Origin of the sequence: Paractinoplanes atraurantiacus, from assembly GCF_900215205.1 — a bacterium.
Classification (GTDB): domain Bacteria; phylum Actinomycetota; class Actinomycetes; order Mycobacteriales; family Micromonosporaceae; genus Actinoplanes; species Actinoplanes atraurantiacus.
The window spans coordinates 387842-405895 of the sequence record NZ_OBDY01000003.1 but is presented as its reverse complement, the minus strand read 5'-3'; the positions used below and the strand labels follow the sequence as shown (position 1 = coordinate 405895).

Annotated in this window: 15 protein-coding genes; 8 read left to right on the top strand and 7 right to left on the bottom strand. The window is 71.7% G+C overall.

The features are described from left to right. Window positions 1-8 precede the first annotated feature (8 nt). Together CRP55_RS11170 and CRP55_RS11165 are read left to right on the top strand one after the other, a co-directional pair. A complete protein-coding gene (locus CRP55_RS11170; RefSeq protein WP_097319738.1) occupies window positions 9-794 on the top strand; it encodes a hypothetical protein in 786 nt (261 codons plus the stop codon). A gap of 47 nt (window positions 795-841) precedes the next feature. Beyond that, the gene (locus CRP55_RS11165) at window positions 842-1909 is read left to right on the top strand and encodes a helix-turn-helix transcriptional regulator (protein WP_097319736.1); all 1068 of its coding nucleotides are present in this window, start codon (window positions 842-844) and stop codon (window positions 1907-1909) included. Here CRP55_RS11165 and CRP55_RS11160 read toward each other — a convergent pair. Both CRP55_RS11160 and CRP55_RS52050 read right to left on the bottom strand, forming a co-directional pair. Next, window positions 1804-2388, bottom strand: a complete 585-nt coding sequence (locus CRP55_RS11160) for a hypothetical protein (protein WP_143234552.1) — start codon at window positions 2386-2388, stop codon at window positions 1804-1806. The genes CRP55_RS11165 and CRP55_RS11160 overlap by 106 nt on opposite strands. Window positions 2389-2601: 213 nt before the next feature. Further along, window positions 2602-4641 carry a M48 family metallopeptidase gene (locus CRP55_RS52050; RefSeq protein WP_097319733.1) on the bottom strand — a complete coding sequence of 680 codons (2040 nt, stop codon included), beginning with the start codon at window positions 4639-4641 and terminating at the stop codon, window positions 2602-2604. Between the two features lie 142 nt (window positions 4642-4783). Between CRP55_RS52050 and CRP55_RS11150 the strand changes: the two genes are divergently transcribed. Beyond that, the gene (locus tag CRP55_RS11150) at window positions 4784-5986 is read left to right on the top strand and encodes a cytochrome P450 (protein WP_097319732.1); all 1203 of its coding nucleotides are present in this window, start codon (window positions 4784-4786) and stop codon (window positions 5984-5986) included. Here CRP55_RS11150 and CRP55_RS11145 read toward each other — a convergent pair. Continuing rightward, a complete protein-coding gene (locus CRP55_RS11145) occupies window positions 5983-7452 on the bottom strand; it encodes a beta-N-acetylhexosaminidase (protein ID WP_245922921.1) in 1470 nt (489 codons plus the stop codon). The two genes, CRP55_RS11150 and CRP55_RS11145, sit on opposite strands and share 4 nt — an antisense overlap. A gap of 25 nt (window positions 7453-7477) precedes the next feature. Between CRP55_RS11145 and CRP55_RS11140 the strand changes: the two genes are divergently transcribed. Further along, entirely contained in the window at window positions 7478-8008 is a 531-nt protein-coding gene (locus CRP55_RS11140) for a GNAT family N-acetyltransferase (RefSeq protein ID WP_097319729.1), read from the top strand. Here CRP55_RS11140 and CRP55_RS11135 read toward each other — a convergent pair. The 3 genes from CRP55_RS11135 to CRP55_RS11125 form a co-directional block, all read right to left on the bottom strand. Continuing rightward, window positions 8005-8760, bottom strand: coding sequence for an SGNH/GDSL hydrolase family protein (locus CRP55_RS11135; RefSeq protein ID WP_097319727.1), 756 nt, complete (start codon window positions 8758-8760; stop codon window positions 8005-8007). The genes CRP55_RS11140 and CRP55_RS11135 overlap by 4 nt on opposite strands. 27 nt (window positions 8761-8787) lie before the next feature. Next, window positions 8788-9615 carry an LLM class flavin-dependent oxidoreductase gene (locus CRP55_RS11130; RefSeq protein WP_097319726.1) on the bottom strand — a complete coding sequence of 276 codons (828 nt, stop codon included), beginning with the start codon at window positions 9613-9615 and terminating at the stop codon, window positions 8788-8790. 101 nt (window positions 9616-9716) lie between these two features. Next, the gene (locus tag CRP55_RS11125) at window positions 9717-10703 is read right to left on the bottom strand and encodes a helix-turn-helix transcriptional regulator (protein WP_097319725.1); all 987 of its coding nucleotides are present in this window, start codon (window positions 10701-10703) and stop codon (window positions 9717-9719) included. A 62-nt stretch (window positions 10704-10765) separates the two neighbouring features. On the opposite strand from CRP55_RS11125, the gene CRP55_RS11120 reads away from it, so the two are divergent. From CRP55_RS11120 to CRP55_RS11105, 4 genes are all read left to right on the top strand, one after another. Beyond that, window positions 10766-11710 carry an ABC transporter ATP-binding protein gene (locus CRP55_RS11120; RefSeq protein ID WP_097319723.1) on the top strand — a complete coding sequence of 315 codons (945 nt, stop codon included), beginning with the start codon at window positions 10766-10768 and terminating at the stop codon, window positions 11708-11710. A 3-nt stretch (window positions 11711-11713) separates the two neighbouring features. Further along, a complete protein-coding gene (locus CRP55_RS11115; protein ID WP_097319722.1) occupies window positions 11714-12457 on the top strand; it encodes an ABC transporter permease in 744 nt (247 codons plus the stop codon). A 9-nt stretch (window positions 12458-12466) separates the two neighbouring features. Then, window positions 12467-13534: a magnesium and cobalt transport protein CorA gene (locus CRP55_RS11110; protein WP_097319721.1), complete on the top strand. Its 1068-nt coding sequence runs from the start codon at window positions 12467-12469 to the stop codon at window positions 13532-13534. 122 nt (window positions 13535-13656) lie between these two features. Continuing rightward, entirely contained in the window at window positions 13657-16251 is a 2595-nt protein-coding gene (locus tag CRP55_RS11105; protein ID WP_097319719.1) for a lipopolysaccharide biosynthesis protein, read from the top strand. A gap of 244 nt (window positions 16252-16495) precedes the next feature. On the opposite strand, the gene CRP55_RS53890 is transcribed toward CRP55_RS11105, so the two are convergent. After that, a complete protein-coding gene (locus CRP55_RS53890) occupies window positions 16496-17290 on the bottom strand; it encodes a hypothetical protein (protein WP_218854331.1) in 795 nt (264 codons plus the stop codon). Window positions 17291-18054 lie beyond the last annotated feature (764 nt).

Here is an 18054-nt window from a genome sequence, read left to right as displayed (position 1 = left end):
CCACCGACATGAAGTTCTTCTCCAACGAGAAAGAGAACGAGGCGGAGTACGCGCACGACGACCCCGAGCGCACGCAGCACGTGGCCTCCGAGCCGGTGACCGTGCCGCCGCAGCGGGCCGGGTCCCCGTGGAGCGACCGGCCGGGCGACGCGCCGGCCGCCACGCCGGTCGACTTCGCCGACGAGCCGGACGCCGACCGTGAGCGCCGCGAGGGGAGCACCTACGGCTCCAGCGAGTCGGCCACCACCGAGCGGATCGACACCAACCAGGCCGCGATCCGGGACGACGGCGGCTTCGACAGCCCGACCGCGGTCGAGCCGGAGACCGGCAAGCCCCTGGACTCGGACCACGCGTCGGACGTCGACCTGCCCCTCGACTCGGACGACCGCGCCTCGGACGACCCGGACCGCACCCCGGACGCCTCGGAGCAGCGGGACCTGGACCAGAAAGATGCTCTCCAGGACGACGGGACCTTCGAGAGCCCGACCGTCGCCGAGCCGGCGGTCGCCCCGGTCCCGGCGGCGGCCACCGAGTCGAAGCCCACCGGCGAGCGCCTGCTCCCGGACGGCGACGCCTTCACCGAGCGCTTCCGCGACATCCAGCTGCGCTTCGTCGACGACCCCAAGGACGCCACGGCCGAGGCGTCCCGCCTGGTCGAGGAGGTCGTCGACAAGCTGACCAGCACCCTGAAGTCGCAGCGGGACGCCCTGGGCGGCAACGCCGACGACACCGAGAAGCTGCGCGTCGAGTTGCGCGGATACCGCGACATCCTCAACCGCCTGCTGTCCCTCTGAGCCTCGACGGGGGTCCTTCGGGGCCCCCGTGACGCTATTTTGGCGGCATGCGCGCCGGCCGTCTCGTCTCCCTGCTTCTGCTGTTGCAGACGCGCGGGCGGATGACGGCGCAGGACCTGGCCGGCGAGCTGGAGGTCTCGGTCCGCACGGTCTACCGGGACGTCGAGTCGCTGAGCGCGGCCGGCGTCCCGATCTACGCCGACCGCGGCCCGGCCGGCGGCTACCAGCTGCTGGACGGCTATCGCACCCGGCTGACCGGCCTGACCTCGGACGAGGCGGGAACGCTCTTCCTGGCCGGCATGCCCGGCCCCGCGGCCGAGCTGGGTCTGGGCTCGGTCCTGGCCGCGGCCGAGCTCAAACTCCGCGCCTCCTTGCCGGGTGAGCTGGCCGACCGGGCCGATCGCGTGCGGGAACGCTTCCACCTGGACGCGCCGGGCTGGTTCCGGGCCGGCGAGCCCACGCCCCACCTCTCCACGGTCGCCGACGCGGTCTGGAGCGGCCGCGTCCTCCAGATCCGCTACCGTCGCTGGAAGGCGCCGCGCGAGGTGGACCGCACCCTGCACCCGCTGGGCGTGGTGCTGAAGGCCGGCCGCTGGTATCTGGTGGCGGCGTACGGCGAGCGGACCACCGCCTACCGCGTGTCGAACATCCTGGCCGCCGAGGTGCTCGCCGAGCCCGCCGCACGCCCGGAGGGCTTCGACCTGGCGGAGTACTGGGCGGAGTGGACCGAGCGATACGAGAGCGGCGTCTACACCCAGGTCGCGACCGTACGGATGACGGTCGAGGCCTTGGACCGGATGGCTTTCGTCTTCCCGCCCGAGATGGCCCGGTGCGCCCGCGCCGAGGCCGGCCCGCCCGACGAGAACGGCTGGCTGATCACCCGCGTCCCCATCGAGTCGATCCGGCACGGCCACATCGAGCTGCTCAAACTGGGCGCGGAGGCCGAGGTGCTGGACCCGCCGGAGTTGCGGTCCCGTTTCACCGAGACCGCCCTCGGCCTGCTCGCCACCTACCGGCCCGACGCGACCCAGCTGTCGGTGCGGTCGCCCTTGCCGGCGCCGTCCCAGCCTGTGCCGCCGCCGTTGTCGTCGCCGCCCGCGTCCTCGTCGGGGTAGGGCGGCCACGACGGGTCGTCGCTCTCGTCCTCGACCGGCGGGGTCGTCTCGTCGGTGGGCGGGATGCCGGTGGGCTCGGTCTCGGCCGGGGACGTGGTCTCCTCGGCCGGCGGCGTGGCCGGAGCGTCGGTGGTGGGTGACGGCGAGGCGGACTCGCTCGGTGTGGTGACCGTGGGCGACGGCTCGGGTGACGTGGTGGTGGCGGTCGGCGTGGGCTCGGCCGCCGGCGACGTGGTCAGGGGCAGGACGTTGACCTGTGGGGCGGTGTCCACTGGGGAGTCGTCGCTGTCGCTGGTCGCCTCGCCGGCCCCGCTGCCGCCGACGAGCTGGTCGTTCGTCACTTTCTGCTGGTCGGTGATCACGGCGGGCGGCTGCCCGGGCCTGGTCGGCATGCTGCCGAGCTGAACGCCCATCCAGAGGGCCGGACCGAGCCCGACCGCGATGATCGCTCCGAAGAGCGCCAACGGTCCCCGCTCCATGATCTGGCCTCCCCCGCCGTCCAAAGGGATCGTCCGCCTAACCCCGGCATCTCATCTACCCATTTACGAAACCGGTAAGCGAACAGCCCACGAAGGTCATTGTGACCTGAGGTGACGGGCAGATCACTCATCCGTCGCGAATGAGACGCTCGTGACCGTTACCACGCACCGCAAGGGGGAACAGTTCACTGTGGGTCATGCCGTTCCCCCTTTTCAGCGAGTACGGGTGAGGAACGACACCGCCTCATCGAGCGCGGCCCATCCCCCGGGCAGTTCCTCGGAGTCGAGCGCCGTCCGCACACTGAGGCTCCCGCCGTGGCGAAGCCCGATCTCCCACTGCCGGCGCCCGCTGCGCACAGCCGCCGCCGAAGCGACATCGGCGAACGGCACGAACCGAATCCCCGGCCCCGAGTCATCGGCGGTCAGCGTCCCGACAGCCCCCTCCTGCGCCGAGGCAGCATCGGCAGCACCGCCTTCCTCGGCCGACGCGGCATTTACACCCGAGCCGAGCGAGCCGCCCGCGGAAAGGCCGGCCGCGGGGGAACCGTCGGCCAGGACGCCGTCGGAGGCCAGGCGGGTCAGGCGGCGTTTCGCCTCGGCGTGGCGGGAACGGGGGAGGCCGGGCACCAGGACCAGGCCGGTCTCGACGACGAGGAGGTCGGTGCGGGCGCCGTCGACCAGGACGTTGACCACGCCGCCGAGCACCGGCACCCGGGCCGCGGGGCGCACGGTGTCGCCGCCGCCGGCCGCGAGGTCGATGCCGAGGGCGGCGAGCCACTGGCGGGCCTCGCCGACCGTGGCCGGGTCGGCGGCGAGCGCGGCCGGGCCGTGGAGGTCGAGAAAGGACCCGTCGGCCGCGACCAGCTCGGCCGTGCCGGTCCAGCTGTGCCGCCAGCGCGCCGCGCCGCAATGCAGAGCCGCCAGCGCCAGCAACAGCGTGATGAGCTCGGTGATCCGCTCCGAGATCTCCTCCGAGGGAGGACGCCCGCCGGAAGGCTGGTCCTCTCCCTCCGAGGGCTCTTCCCCGGGTGAAGGGGCGTTGCCCGCGGGGAGCTCGCCCAGGATGGTTTCGGCGAACTTGGTCAACTGGCCGTCGGCGGCCAGGCGGAGGACCGCGTCGGCGTTGGGGACGGGGGTGCCGGCGGCGTGGGAGAGGGCGCGCAAGGAGGCGTCGGCCTCGCGTTCCATCTCGGCCGTGCGGGCGGCGCCGAAGAACTCGTCCCAGGTCACCACCGTGCGGCCGGTGGAGGGGAAGGCCACCGCCTGGAGGGCCCGGGCCAGGCCGGGCAGGTCGGGGATCAGGTCACCGGCCGGTGGCGACTCGGGCTCGGGGCCCTCGGGGGTGATGGCGGCCAGGGCGGCCAGGCGCTCGGCGAGCGGCGGATGGGCGTCCCACCCACCGGGCTGCTCGGGGCCCCGCGCCCGCAGGACCGCCGCCTCCTCGGCCCGGGCGGCCAGGACGCGCAGGAAGCCACCGAAGACGTCGTCCGGCACCAGGCCGGTCTGCCAGCCGGGACTCAAATATTCGACGTGGAACAGCTGCTGCATGCCGTCGAGGACCGGGCCGTCGCGCAGGACCGCGGTGGCCGCGCGCGGGCCGGCGAACTCGGCCGCCGCCCGGTCGGCGGCGAGCTCCCGCTCGCGGGCGCGCGGGTCGTCGGCCGCGCGGAACCAGCGGGCACACAGTCGCAGCAGCGGGCCGGCGGGGTTGCGGGCCGGGATGCGCGGCACGATGCGCGCCAGCGCCGCGCGGCCCCGATGGGCCATCGGAGCGAAGCGGCCGCCCCGCGCGGGTGAGCCGTGCGCCAGCTCGTGGGCGACCACCGCCCGCAGCCGGGCCTCGTCCCACGTCTGGAGCAGCGGGAGTCCGAGGTAGAGCTCGCGGCGCCCGCCGGCCAGGCCGCCGAAGCGCGGCTGCTCGGCCAGCGTCGCGGTGGCCGGCGCGACCACTGTCACGCCGTCGGGCGGCGCCACGGCCGAGAGGGCGGCGGCCTCGTCGAGCATCGCCCACAGCGCGGGAGCGTGGTCTCGGGTCACCGGCACCCCGGCCGGCGCGGGGCGGCGCAGGCGCAGGGCACGAATCGTGGCATAACACAGCAGACCGGCGGTGGCGATGGCCAGCGGCACCGCGACCTGCACGGCCAGCGCGCCGGGCAGCAGGTCGAGCACCACCAGCACGAACACCAGCGCCGCGACGACCTGGAGCCACGCGGCCGCCAGGAAGCCGACCAGCATGGCGGCGGACCGGCCCACCTCTCACCTCCGAGCTCGTTCGGGCTCCCAGACTAGGTCGGGGGTATGACGGAAACCCCAGACGCGGAGTCCGGCGGGAGGAAAAATAAGGAAGATTTTCGCCGGCGGTTTCGCGCCGTCACGAGAGGGGACACGGACCGCCATGGCACTTGGGGACCAGACGCTCGCCTTCGCGGCCAAGGGATACGCCTGGCTTCCGGATCTGCGGCGCCGGTGGCACGGCCGCCCGGTCGAGATGCGGGTCGGCGGGCAGCGGGCGGTGGCGATCAGCGGCCCCGACGCGGCCCGCTTCTTCTACGACGGTGACCTGGAACGGCATGACGCGCTGCCGCCGAACGTCGTCGCCACCCTGTTCGGCCAGGGTGTGCACACGCTCGACGGTGAGGCTCACCGGGCGCGCAAGGCCTTGTTCGTGGCTCTGCTCATGAACGCCGACGGCATCGACACCCTGGCCAAGCTGACCGGTGAGGTCTTCGACGAGGCGGCCGCCGGCTGGCGCGGGTCGGGCGAGATCTCGATCTTCGACGAGTCGGCCTCGGTGCTGGCCGAGGCGGTCGCGCGCTGGACCGGCGTACACCTGGAAAAGCGTGACCAGGACGCCCTGGCCCGGGACCTCGTCGCCATGGTCGATGGGTTCGCTTCGGCCGGTCCGCGCTTCGCGCGGGCCTTGGCGGCTCGGCGGCGGCAGGAGCGTCGTTTCTCTCAGATCATTGATTCCGTACGGCGTGACGACGCCACCCAGGAGCCGTTGTCGGTGGTTGCTCACCATCTGGAGGACGGCTACCTGCTCGACGCGAAGACCGCGGCGGTCGAGCTGATCAACATCATCCGGCCGACGACGGCGGTGGCGTGGTTCGTCGCCTTCGCCACGCACGCGCTCGACCGCTGGCCGGGCACCCGCGCCCGGCTGCGCGCCGGCGACGACGACTACACCAAGGCCTTCGTGCACGAGGTACGGCGGTTCTACCCGTTCGCGCCCTTCCTCGGCGCCCGGGCCACCCGTGACCTGCTGTTCCAGCGGGCGGAGATCCCGAAGGGCGCGCTGGTGCTGCTCGACGTCTACGGCCAGCACCACGATCCGCGGGTGTGGCCCGAGCCGTACGAGTTCCGGCCGGAAAGGTTCCTCGGCCGCCCGGTCGGCGAGTTCGAGCTGATCCCGCAAGGTGGCGGCGACCCGCGGACAGGCCACCGCTGCCCCGGCGAGAAGATCACGATCGCGCTGCTGGGCACCCTGGTGCAGCGCCTGGCCAAACTGGACTATTACCTGCCGCCGCAGAAGATGGGGATCGACCTGAGCCGCGTCCCAGCCCGGCCCGCCAGCGGGCCCCGCTTGGTGATCCCTTAGCTCCAGTCGATCTCCGCCGACCGGTGGAAGTTCACGCCCTGCGCCTCCCAGCGCGGGCCGAAGGCGGCCAGCCGGCGGCGCAGCGACCGCCAGTCGCGAGCGGCCCGCGGCGTCCAGCCGATCTCGGCGATCGCGGGCAACCGCGGGAAGGCCATGAACTGCACGTCGGACAGGCTGCGCAGGGTCTCCGACCAGAGCGGCGCCTCGACGCCGAGCAGCGACTCCTCGGGCACGCCGGGCAGGCGGTCGGCCGGGTCCCAGTCGTACGAGCGCTCGACGCTGACCAGGCCGGCCCAGTCGAGGCCGAGAGGGCTCGACTCGTCGTACTTCATGTCCAGGTAGCTGCGGTCGGCCGGCGACATGATCACCTGGTGGCCGGCGGCGGCCGCGCGGGCGACACCGTCGTCGGCCGGCTCGATCCGCCAGTACTGCGGGATGGCGCTGGCCGGCAGGTCGACAGCGGCCATCTCGTGCCAGCCGATCGCGCGCTTGCCGTACTTTCCGGCCAGCGGCAGCACCCGGGACATGAAGGTGCGGTAGTCCTCGGCGGTGGTGGAGAAGGCCTCGTCGCCGCCGATGTGCAGGTACGGGCCCGGGGTGAGCTCGGCGACCGTACGGATGACGTCCTCGACGAACGTGTAGGTGATCTCCTTGCCGATGGGCAGGGAGCTGTAGCCGACCTCCGCGTCGACGCGCTGCTGGACGGGCACGCCGTCGGCGGTCAGCTCCGGGTAGGCGAACTGCACGGCGTTGACGTGGCCGGGCAGGTCGATCTCGGGCACGATCGTGACGAACCGCGTCGCGGCGTAGGCGACCAGGTCGGTGTACTCCCGCGCCGTCAGGAAGCCCGGCCCGGCGCCGTCGACGCCGGTGCCCTCGCCGCCGCTGACCTCGGTGAGCAGCGGCCAGCCGGCGATCTCGAGGCGCCAGCCCTGGTCGTCGGTGAGGTGCAGGTGCAAGTGGTTGATCTTGAATTGCGCGATCGTGTCGATGTAGGACCGCAGGTCGGCCGGCGCGTAGAAGTGCCGGGCGAGGTCGAGCATCGCGCCCCGGTAGGGGAAGCGGGGCTCGTCCTCGATCCGGCCACCGGGGATATTCATCGGCGCGGTCCCGGTCTCGGCCGGGAGCAACTGGCGGAACGTCTGGAGCCCGGCGAACAGGCCCTGCGCGGTCGGCGCCCGCAACGTGACGCCACCGGCCGTGACATCGAGCCGGTAGTGCTCGGGTGACTTGGCGGCGTCCTCCTCCACGACCAGGTGGATCGGGGCCGCGCCGGCCACCCGGGGCACCGCGAAGCCGGTGGCCTGGCGCAGGAGGACGGCCAGTTCGTCGGCGACGGCCGCGGCCTCGCCGCCGGCGCCGACCGACACGTCCGGCGCGATCCGGAAATCGGCCGACGGATCGGGGCGAACCGACACGGGCAGGGGAATGACGTCGCCGAGTTGTCTCATCATGGGAGCGCGCACGCGAGAAACTCTAAACTGTCTTTCCATGTCGATCACGACCCGTAGGGCCGACGTTGCGGACGCCGAACTGCTGCACGACCTGGCCGACCGGACATTCAAGCTGGCCTGTCCGCCCGGCACCAAGCCCGAGGACATCGCGGCCTTCGTCGCCACCAACCTGTCCGCCGGCAGCTTCCGGCGCTATCTGGCCGACCCGGACCGGATCGTCCTGCTGGTGGCGTCGGACGGCGAGCCGATCGGTTATTCGATGCTGGTGGCCGGCCCGATCGAGAACGAGGACGTCGCGGCCGTGGTCGACGAGAAGGTCAGCATCGAGCTGTCGAAGTTCTACCTGCTGGCCGACCGTCACGGCTCGGGCGCGGCGGCCGCCCTGATGACGGCGACGCTGGCCGAGGCCGCGGCGACCGGCGCCCAGTTCTGCTGGCTGGGCGTCAACCAGCAGAACCAGCGGGCCGCGAAGTTCTACGCCAAGCACGGCTTCGACGTGATCGGCGTGAAGCGGTTCCTGGTCGGCGCCGAATGGCACGACGACTACATCCGGCGGCGTGCCCTTTAGGCGGGCGCGATCTCCGTCCACTCGACGTACTTGCCCGTGCGGTTGTCGCCGGACGACCGGCCGCGGAGGCGGCGGTTGATCCAGGGCAGGACGTGCTCGCGGTAGTAGCGGGCCTCGGACAGCAGGCCGCCGCGGGTGGCCGGGCCGGGGTCGATCACGTGAGCCTCGGCGGGGTGACCGAGCGCGGCCAGCACCAGGCCGGCGACCCGGCGGTGGCCGTTGGCGTTGAGATGCAGACGGTCGGCCGACCAATATCCGGCGCGGCGGATCTCCCGGTCGTGGAAGACGTCGACGAAAGTGATGTCGTAGCGGTCGATGAACTTGGCGACCGCGTTGGTGAGCAGCTCGCCCCGGCGCCGCATGGCGGAACCGAACGGCAGCCGGTCGGACGGGTCGGCCCCGCTGAGCAGCACGACACCGACGCCGGCGTCGAGGCAGCGCTGGATGGCCCGCTCGGTCATCGCGGCCAGCTGGAGCATGTCGCCGCCGGGGCGCATCATGTCGTTGCCGCCGCCGTTGAGCGACAGCAGCGTGGGCAGCGGCGACAGAGCCAGCGCGGCGTCGAGCTGCTCGGTGACGATCGGCTCGAGCAGGCGCCCGCGGATGGCGAAGTTCGCGTACTGCACCGGCTTGCCCTCGGCGGCGGCCAGCCCGGAGGCGACCAGGTCGGCCCAGCCGCGCTCGGACCCGTCCGGCAGCCCGTCACCGAGCCCCTCGGTAAAGCTGTCACCGATAGCCACGTACCGCGTCACGCCGAGCCTCCCTTGATCACCCCGACGCTAGCCCACCAGAGGCCGCACCTCCTCGGCGACCCATCGGACATACGCGATCGGGTCGTCCTCCTCGAGCGGCTGGAGGATGACCCTGGTGGCCCCGGCCGCCGCGAACAACCGCACACCCTCGGCGATCTCGGCCGCCGTCCCGGAGAGGCCGGCGAACGCGTGCCCGTATTTCTCCCGCGCGGCGACCAGGCGACCGGCGGAGTCGCCGGGCAGAGCCGGCACGAAGACCACGAGGTCTTTGGCGCCGCTCAGCTCGCGCGCCTCGGTCACCCCGGCCGGAGACGTGCCGCCGGCCAGGACGGTGGCGTCGCCGACCTCGCCCGCCAGCGCGAGGGTCTTGGGGCCGGTCGCGGCCACGTAAAGGTCAGGGATCACGGCCGGGGGCCAGTCGAGGCGTACGGCGTCAAGCTGGACATAGCGCCCGGAGACCGTGACCTCCTCGCCGTGCAGAAGCGAGCGCAGCGCGGTCGCGTACTCCCGGAGAAGCGTGAGGGGCGACGCCGCGCGAGCACCCACCTGGCCCATCCAGTCCTGAACGCCGTGACCGATGCCGGGCAGGACGCGGTCGCCGAACATGCGGCTCAGGGTGGCGATCTCCATGGCGGTGGCGGCGACGTTGCGGAACGGGACCGGCATGATGCCGATGCCGACGCGCAGCCGCTCGGTCCAGGCCAGGGCGGCGGCCGAGGCCGCGACGCCACCGCTGAGAAAGCAGTCCTCCCACAGCCACAGCTCTGCGAGACCGGCCCGGTCGGCGGCGACGGCCACGTCGCGCAGGGCCTCCGGCGGATGTTGCGGCAGATAGATCGCACCAAGCGTCGTCATGGGAACGATGATGCACCGCCCCTCCGACATTTTCGCCGAAGCTTATATAAGCGACTGCTTATCTCCGTCCCGAAAATGTCGTAGGTCGCAGATAGGTTCCTTCACGCGGATCGGCGCCACGGGGGCGCCGATCCGTCCACAACGGAGCCCGCGATCAACGCCTCACCCGTGCGGCGCAGGTGATCGCGCAGCTCGGGAGGTGACTCGACAGTGAACGCAGCGCCCAGCACTCCGAGGACCATCGCCGGCCAGCCCAGGTCGTCCACGTTCATGCGCAGACGGCAGCCGGGCGGGAGCTCCTCCACGGTGCCGTAATTCCACACCGCTGTGCGCACCTGCTCCGCCGGCGCGTCGACCAGCACCGACACCTCGTAGCGGGTGGGAATGGCCTTCAACCGGGAGTGCAGCCACTGCGCGGGATCTCCGCCGGGGATCTCGCGCGGGCGGAAACGCGCGCCTGTCATCGCGGGTGACGACAAGCGGTCGACCCGGAAGCTGCGCCAGTCCCCTCGCTCGAGGTCCCACGCCATCAGATACCAGCGGCGGCCGATCGGCACCAGCCGGTGCGGTTCGACGTGCCGTGACGCCGGGTCGCCCTCACGGGGGTGGTAGTCGAAGCGCAGCCGTTCCTCGCCCCGGCACGCCATGGCCAGGGTGGTGAGCACCGTCGCGTCCAGCGCAGGGCCGCCGCCGAGGGGCCCGGGGGCGGTCACGGCGCGCAGCGCGTCGATGCGCCGGCGCAACCGCGGCGGCAGGAGCTGGATCACCTTGGCCAGCGCCCGCACCGAGGTTTCCTCAAATCCGGTGACGGCTCCGGCCGCCGCCGTCCGCAGCCCGACCGCGATGGCGACGGCCTCGTCGTCGTCGAGCAGCAGGGGCGGCACCGCCGCGCCCGCCTGCAGTTGATAGCCGCCGGCCACGCCCCGCGCGGCGTCGACCGGATAGCCCAGCTCGCGGAGCCGGTCGACGTCACGGCGCAGGGTCCGTGGGCTGACCTCGAGCCGGTCCGCCAACTCGGCGCCCGGCCAGTACCTGTGCGTCTGCAGCAGCGACAGCAGCCGCAGCATGCGCGCGCTCGTGTTCGCCATGAATACAGACTCTCCCGGATTGAGGTCAGGAAGTGGCCGCAAAGAAATCTAGCGTCGGAAGCATGATTGAGACACGAGGGTTGACCAAGCACTTCAAGGACGTGCACGCCGTCGACGGCATCGATCTCACCGTCCGGGCGGGCGAGCTCGTCGCCCTGCTCGGCCCGAACGGCGCCGGCAAGTCCACCACCCTGCGCATGCTCACCACGCTCATTCCGCCGACCGCCGGCACGGCCACCGTGGCCGGCTTCGACGTCGTCCGCCGGCAGCGCGAGGTGCGGCTGCGGATCGGATATATAGGCCAGGGCAACGGCGCCGGGCACAGCCAGCGCGGACGTGACGAGCTGATCAGCCAGGGCCGGGCGTACGGGATGAGCACGCGCGACTCCCGGCAGCGGGCGGCCGAGCTGATCGAGTCGCTCGGCCTGGCCGAGGTGGCCGACCGCCGGGTCTCGACGCTCTCCGGTGGCCAGCGGCGCCGGCTCGACATCGCGATGGGGCTGATCCACTCCCCCGGGCTGCTCTTCCTCGACGAGCCGTCGACCGGCCTCGACCCGCAGAACCGGGCCAACCTCCAGGAGCACATCCTGGCCCTGCGGGCCCGGCACGAGACGACGATCGTGCTCACCACCCACTACCTGGACGAGGCCGACTCGATGGCCGAGCGGGTGATCGTCATCGACCACGGCCGGATCATCGCCGACGACACCCCGCAGCGTCTCAAGGACACCCACGTGGGCGACCGCATCGTGCTCGGCTTTCTCCATGAGAGCGACGCGGCGGGTGCCGCGGCCGTTCTCCGCACCGAGCGCAAAGGGACACAGGTGCGCCTCGGCCTCCCGAACGCGCCCCGTCGCGCTCCCGGAATCCTCGACGATCTGCGCACGGCCGGTTACCCGGCCGCCGAGATCGAAGTGATCCGACCCACCCTCGACGACGTGTTCCTTCAACTGACCGGCCGGAGCCTGCGCGAAGGCGGCGTCGACAAAGAGCTCGTGGAGGTCTGAGCCATGACCACGCTGATCGCCGACACCTCGACCGTCTTCAGCCGCGAGCTGCGACCGCTACTCCGCGACCCGTTCACGATCATCTTCTCGATGGTGCAGCCGCTGGTCTTCCTGGCGCTGTTCACCCCGCTGCTGCCGGACGACGACGGGAACGCCCTGCAGTGGTTCGTGCCCGGCATCATCGTCATGTCCTGCCTGTTCGCCTGCTCGATGACCGGTTCCAACCTGCTGTTCGAGATTCAGACCGGCTCGCACGAGCGGATGCTGGTCACCCCGCTGCGCCGGCCCGCGCTGCTGATCGGCCGGGCGCTCAAAGAGATCGTCCCGATGTTCGCCCAGGCGGCGCTGATCGTGGTGGTCTGCCTGCCGTTCGGGTTCCGGTTCAACCTGCCCGGCGCGGTGATCGGGCTGGTGATCCTGGCCGCCTTCTGCATCGGGCTCGGCGCACTGTCGTACACCCTGGCCCTGGCCTCCAAGAACCAGGAGTGGCTGTTCTGGACCGTGCAGCAGACGCTGCTCTTCCCGCTGTTGCTGCTGGCCGGGGTGCTGCTGCCGATCGAGAACGGGCCGGGGTGGCTGCGCGCGCTGGCGGCCGGCAACCCGTTGAGCTATGTCGTCGAGGCCGAGCGTTCACTGTTCAACGGCGACATCTGGACGTCGAGCACGCTCGGCGGGATCATCGCGGCCGCGGCCGTTGCCGCGATCGGCCTCCTGGTGGGCGTACGGGCCATGCGCCGCTCCGATTAAGGTCGGCGGATGTTGCGATGGCGGCGGCGCGCCCTTCCGAAGGCGCTGGGTCGATTGATCGAGGGTCTCAACCCGCGCCCGCCGGCGCCTCAGCAGCGCCGCCGCAATCCGGACGCCGTGGTCGACTGCGCGATCTACGCGGCCGGGACCCGCAAACCGGGGGCCGTGCACTACAACGACGCCCGGATCCCCCGCGGCGGGTTCCTGTGGCTCGGCCTGCACGAGCCCGACGCGGTCACGATGCGCGAGGTCGGCCGGGCGTTCGGCCTGCACGAGCTGGTCGTCGAGCAGACGCTGGAGGGCGGGCACCGGCCGGGCGTCGAGGTGATCGGCGACGTGACCCGGCTGGTGCTGCGCACCGCCCGCTACGTCGAGCACGACCAGCTGACCGCAACCTCCGAGGTGGTCGACACGGGAGACATCACGCTGCTGATCGGCCCGTCCTTCGTGATCACGGTGCGGCACGGCGCGGCGGGGGCGCTCTGGGGCGTACGCAAAGAGATCGAAAAGCGTCCCGCCCTGCTCAGGCATGGGCCGTGGGCGGTGGCCTATGCCATCGCCGGGCGGATGGTCGACGACTACCTGTCGGTGTCGGCCGACGTCGAGCGCGACCTGGAACGACTCGAGGAGGAGACCTTCGAGGCTCGGCGCTCGGCCGAGGTGGCACACTTCTACCAGCTCAAACGCGAGATGGTCGAGCTCAAGCGGGCCGTGCTGCCGCTGCCCGAGCCGCTCGCGTCGATCACCCCGCCGACCGCGCTCCAGCCCTACTTCGTCGATGTGCGCGGCCGGCTGGCCCGGGCCGTCGACCGGATCAACGGCTTCGACAACCTGATCGACTCCGTGCTCCAGGCGCGGCTGACCCAGGTGACCATGGCGCAGAACGACGACATGCGGATGATCGCGGCCTGGGCCGCCATCGCGGCCGTGCCGACCGTCGGTGCCGGAATTTATGGGATGAACTTCGCGAACATGCCCGGGATCGACTCCCGGTACGGCTTCTGGACCACCATCGCGATCATCGTGCTGGCCTGCGGCGGCCTCTACTGGCGCTTCAAGCGGGCGGGCTGGTTGTAGCGGAATCACCCGAAAGGGTTGATCGTCTACTCCGGACAGTACGGAAAAATCGGACCAGTCACCCGTGGTCGCCCCTACCGGCGGATCTCTATCGTCGAACAGTCGTACTGTGGGGAGGCTGTGTGACCGCGACACAGGTCATCGCGCCGCAAGGCGCGACACCGCCGAAGCCGGCCAAGCGCCGCAACGGTGTTCTGACTGCCCTCAAGGGGCACGTCGATCTTTTCCTGAACGCCGGCTCGCTGATCGCCACGACGGCCATCACCTCGCTGCTCGGGTTCGTCTTCTGGTGGGTCGCCGCGCGCGCCGCGTCGCCCGAGGCGGTCGGCCAGGCCTCGGCCGCGGTGTCCGCCATGACGCTGATCGGCACCATCGGCATGTTCGGCATGGGCACCATGCTGATCTCCGACCTGTCGCAGCTGCGCGGGCCCAAGTGGGAGCTGATCTCCACCTGTCTGCTGGTCGCCGGCGCCGCCGCCACGGTCGGCGGCATCGCGTACGTCGCGGTCGCGCAGCTCTGGATCCCCGGCCTCCAAGAAGCGCTCGGCGGCCAGGCCGGCACCGTGCTGCTGGTCGTCGGCATCGCGGTCAACGCGATCACGCTGGTCCTCGACGAGGCCCTGGTCGGCCTGCTCAAGGGCCCCCTCCAGCTCATGCGCAACGCCTGGTTCGCGATGATCAAGCTGGTGCTGCTGGCCGCCCTGGCCGTCGCCCCGATCACCCTCACCGGCAACGAGCTGCTGCTCACCTGGGTCGCCGGCATCGTGCTCTCCACAGCGATCCTGAGCGGTGCGCTGCGCCGCCGCGGGCTGATCGACTCGCTGCGCCCGCGGTTGTCACTGCTCAAGGGCCGGGGCCGCTCGACCTTCGACCACAACCTGCTCAACCTGGCCAGCTACCTGCCCCGCGCGGCCATGCCGCTGCTGGTCACGGCGGTGCTGTCGGCCTCGGCCAACGCGTCGTTCTACACCGCGTTCATGGTCCTGTCGATGCTCTCGATGATCCCCGGCAACGTCGCGCTGACCCTGTTCGCGGTGGCCAGCGGCGACCGCAAAGCACTGCAGTCCAAGGTCCGCGTGGGCCTGCTGATCTGCGTCGGCGTCGGACTGCCGGGCTCGCTCCTGGTCGTACTCCTGGCCAACCCGATCATGTCGGTCTTCGGCGCGTCGTACGCGGACGCGGCCGGCGACGCGCTCCGGATCCTCGCCCTGACGTACATCCCCTTCGTCTTCCTGCACTTCTTCCTGGCGATCTCCCGGGTGAACAACAAGGTGCGCGGCGCGGGGGTCTTCGCGCTGATCGCCGGCGCCGCCGAGCTGGTCGCCGCCTGGTACGGCGGCTCACACGGCGGCCTCACCGAGCTGGTCGCCTGGTTCGCGGTCGTGCTGTGGATCGAGGCGATCTGCGTCGCGCCCACCGTCCTGCGGGTCGTCTTCTCGAACGGGCAGCGCCGCGGCGACACCGCGAACACCACGACCATGACGCTGCACGAGCGGGCCTGGCTCCCGCTGGAATACATCCGCACCGTCGGCCCGGTCTACGGCGTGACCGTCGACGGCATGCGCAAGGCGCTGATCGGCCTGCACGCGGCCGACCCCAAACACCGCGCGGTCTCCAAGCTCGACCGGGTCGGCGCCCGCTGGGAGCACATGAACGGGGCCGAGTTCGCCCAGTTCGTGCACCGCGCCGTGCAGGACTCGGGCGACTGGTCGCTCGACATGGACGGCATGACCCGCAAGCTGCAGTCCGAGCCCCGTGGCGTGCACCCGATCCGCATCCTGGTCGGCGCCGGCTATGTGGCGATCAAGGTGTCGCACGCGTACGGCGACGCCGGCCCGGTCAACTCGCTGGTCCACGAGCTGGTCCTCGCGGCCAGCCAGGGCCGGGCGGCGGTCATCCCGCCGCTCCAGCGCAACCGGATGGCACTGCCCAAGGCCTGGTGGAAGCAGTTCGGCACCAAGCCGACCCGGTGGAAGGAGGGCATCAGCTTCGCCCGCCCGCCCGAGCCGGAGGAGACCCGGATGCGCAAGTGGCAGCCGAACCTGACGGTCCGCACGGCCCGCTCGGCGACGGCGCTGAAAGAGATGCGCAAATGGCGCGACGAGTACGCGCCCGGCGTGACCACGTCGGCGATCACGTTCGCGGCGTTCACGGCGGCGCTGTACAACCTGGGCCTGAAGCCGGACACGAGCGGCGCCACATTCCTGGCCGACGGCCGCCGCTACCTGGACAAGGACGTCCGGATCGACAGCAACTTCTGCATGGGCCCGTACCTCTCGCCGGCCGACATGATGGATCCGCTGTCGGTGCACACCACGATCAAGCACGAGCTGGCCACGGGCCGCATCCTGACGATGATGGTGCTGCGCGAAGGCAAGATCGCGCTGGACGGAGCGCCCGGCATGCCCGATCCGTACCCTTCGGAACTCCCGATCCCGCCCCGGCCGAAGCTGACCTTCAGCAACCAGGGCCGCCACGACCTGCTCGGCGATCTGCCCTGGTCGGTCGGCCCGGAATGGCGGGTCAACCTGAGCGTGCCCACGCTGAACAGCCCCGAGGGCGTCACGCTGACGACGAGCGAGATGAACGGCGTGCTCCACCTGGAGGCCACGTTCCACGCCTCGACCTTCGACCCGAACCTGATCTCGCGCGCGCTGGAGCTGGTCATCACCGACCCGGCCGGCCAGATCATGTCGGTCCGCGAGGTCGCGGCCTAAAAAATCACGCCCGGCCGGTCATCACCGGTCGGGCGCTGCTATGTCCGGCTTTCGCCGCGTTACCTGGGCGCTTCTCGCGCCCTTCAGATCGGTCGGGCGCGAGAAGCGCCACTATGTCCCGGCGCGTGGCTTCCGCACCGCTTGGTCAAAACAGATGTTATTCAGAGGTACGGGGTTTTCGCCCGGTTTCGCGTCGACGTCTTTGGTCGTGCTCCCGGCTCGATGAGCCGGGAGCACGTCGTCGTCAGCGGTCGTGGTGGCCGCCGCCCGGACCGCGGGTGCCGGTCCAGGTGCGGGTGGGGGTCGCCGTCGCAGTGGCGGTGGCGGTGGCGGTGGCGGTGACGGTTGCCGTCGGGCTGGGGGCGGCCGTCGGGCTGGCGGTCACGGTCGGGCTGGCGGTCGGCCGGGTCGGCCACCCGTTGTGGTCGCCGGGCCGGTCCGGGCGGCCGTTGTTGTCGCCCGGGCGATCCGGTCGCCCATTGTTGTCACCGGGGCGGTCCGGTCGGCCGTTGTTGTCGCCGGGGCGGCCCGGTCGGCCGTTGTTGTCGCCGGGGCGGCCCGGCCAGTTGTTGTCGCCCGGGCGGCCTGGGCGCTCGTTGCGCAGGACGGGCAGGATCAGCGTGAACGTGCGGACCTGCGTGCGGGCACGACGCCCACAGTCGTCGTACGAGATCATGGTGCGCAGGCGGGCGACACCGGCCCGGTCGAAGTCCGGGTTGACGTCGAACTCGACGTAGTCCGAGCGCCCCGGCCGCAGGCTGTCCCCGCGCGAGAACGTGGCGTACCGGCTACGGCCCGGGTAGTCCACGTCGACATCGCGGGCGCTGACCCGAACCTCGGCGTCACAGATCCGCCGGTCGGTCCGCCAGTACACCTTGACCTCGGTGTCAGTGTCCGCCCGAACGGCCCGCAGCCAGCTGGTGACCGGCTGCGGCCCCCGCTCGGCAGCGACCGCGGGCGCCGCCACAGTCATCGTGGCCACACTGACGGCCGCGCCGGCCATCGCCACAAGCGCTCCGATGCGCCGACTGTTCTTCATGACATCCTCCAGTGACTGGTGAGTAACCGGCTGAAGTACCAACCGACAAACCGGACAATATGGCCCTCACCGGAGTCCGCGCCGCCTTTCATCAGCGTTTCGGTACAAATTCTACTTTCTTGTACAAAATGTTTAGCCCATGATCGTCCGAAAAGCTGATCTCCCGAAGTCCCCCAATCCCCTCCATCCCGCAAATTCAATATGGCGATATAACAATGCAAAACCCCTTCCCATCAGCGCATTCACTTTCCACGCTCCACCACCTCTCAATGCCGCCGGCTGCCACACAGCCCCATTCGCGCCACCGAACAGAACAGCTTTCACAAACCCAGCAAGGCACGCCGCGGCCGCGCGGGCCAGAAGGCGCGGGTCCGGGGACAGCGCGAGGCACGGGGCTCGAGGCGGCGCGGCGCGGGCGCGGGCGCGGGGCGATAGGCGGCTCGGCGCGGGACGGCTTGGGCGGCGCGGCGCGGCGCAGGGCTCGAGACGGGTGCGGGGCGGCGCGGAGTGCGGCGCAGCGCGGGGCGGCGCGGCGCGGGGCGGCGCGGCGCGGGGCGGCGCGGAGTGCGGCGCAGCGCGGGGCGGCGCGGCGCGGGGCGGCGCGGCGCGGGGCGGCGCGGAGTGCGGCGCGGCGCGGCGCGGGGCGGGGGGCGCGGCGCGGAGTGCGGGGCGGCGCGGAGTGCGGCGCGGCGCGGAGTGCGGCGCGGCGCGGAGTGCGGCGCGGCGCGGAGTGCGGCGCGGCGCGGAGTGCGGCGCGGCGCGGA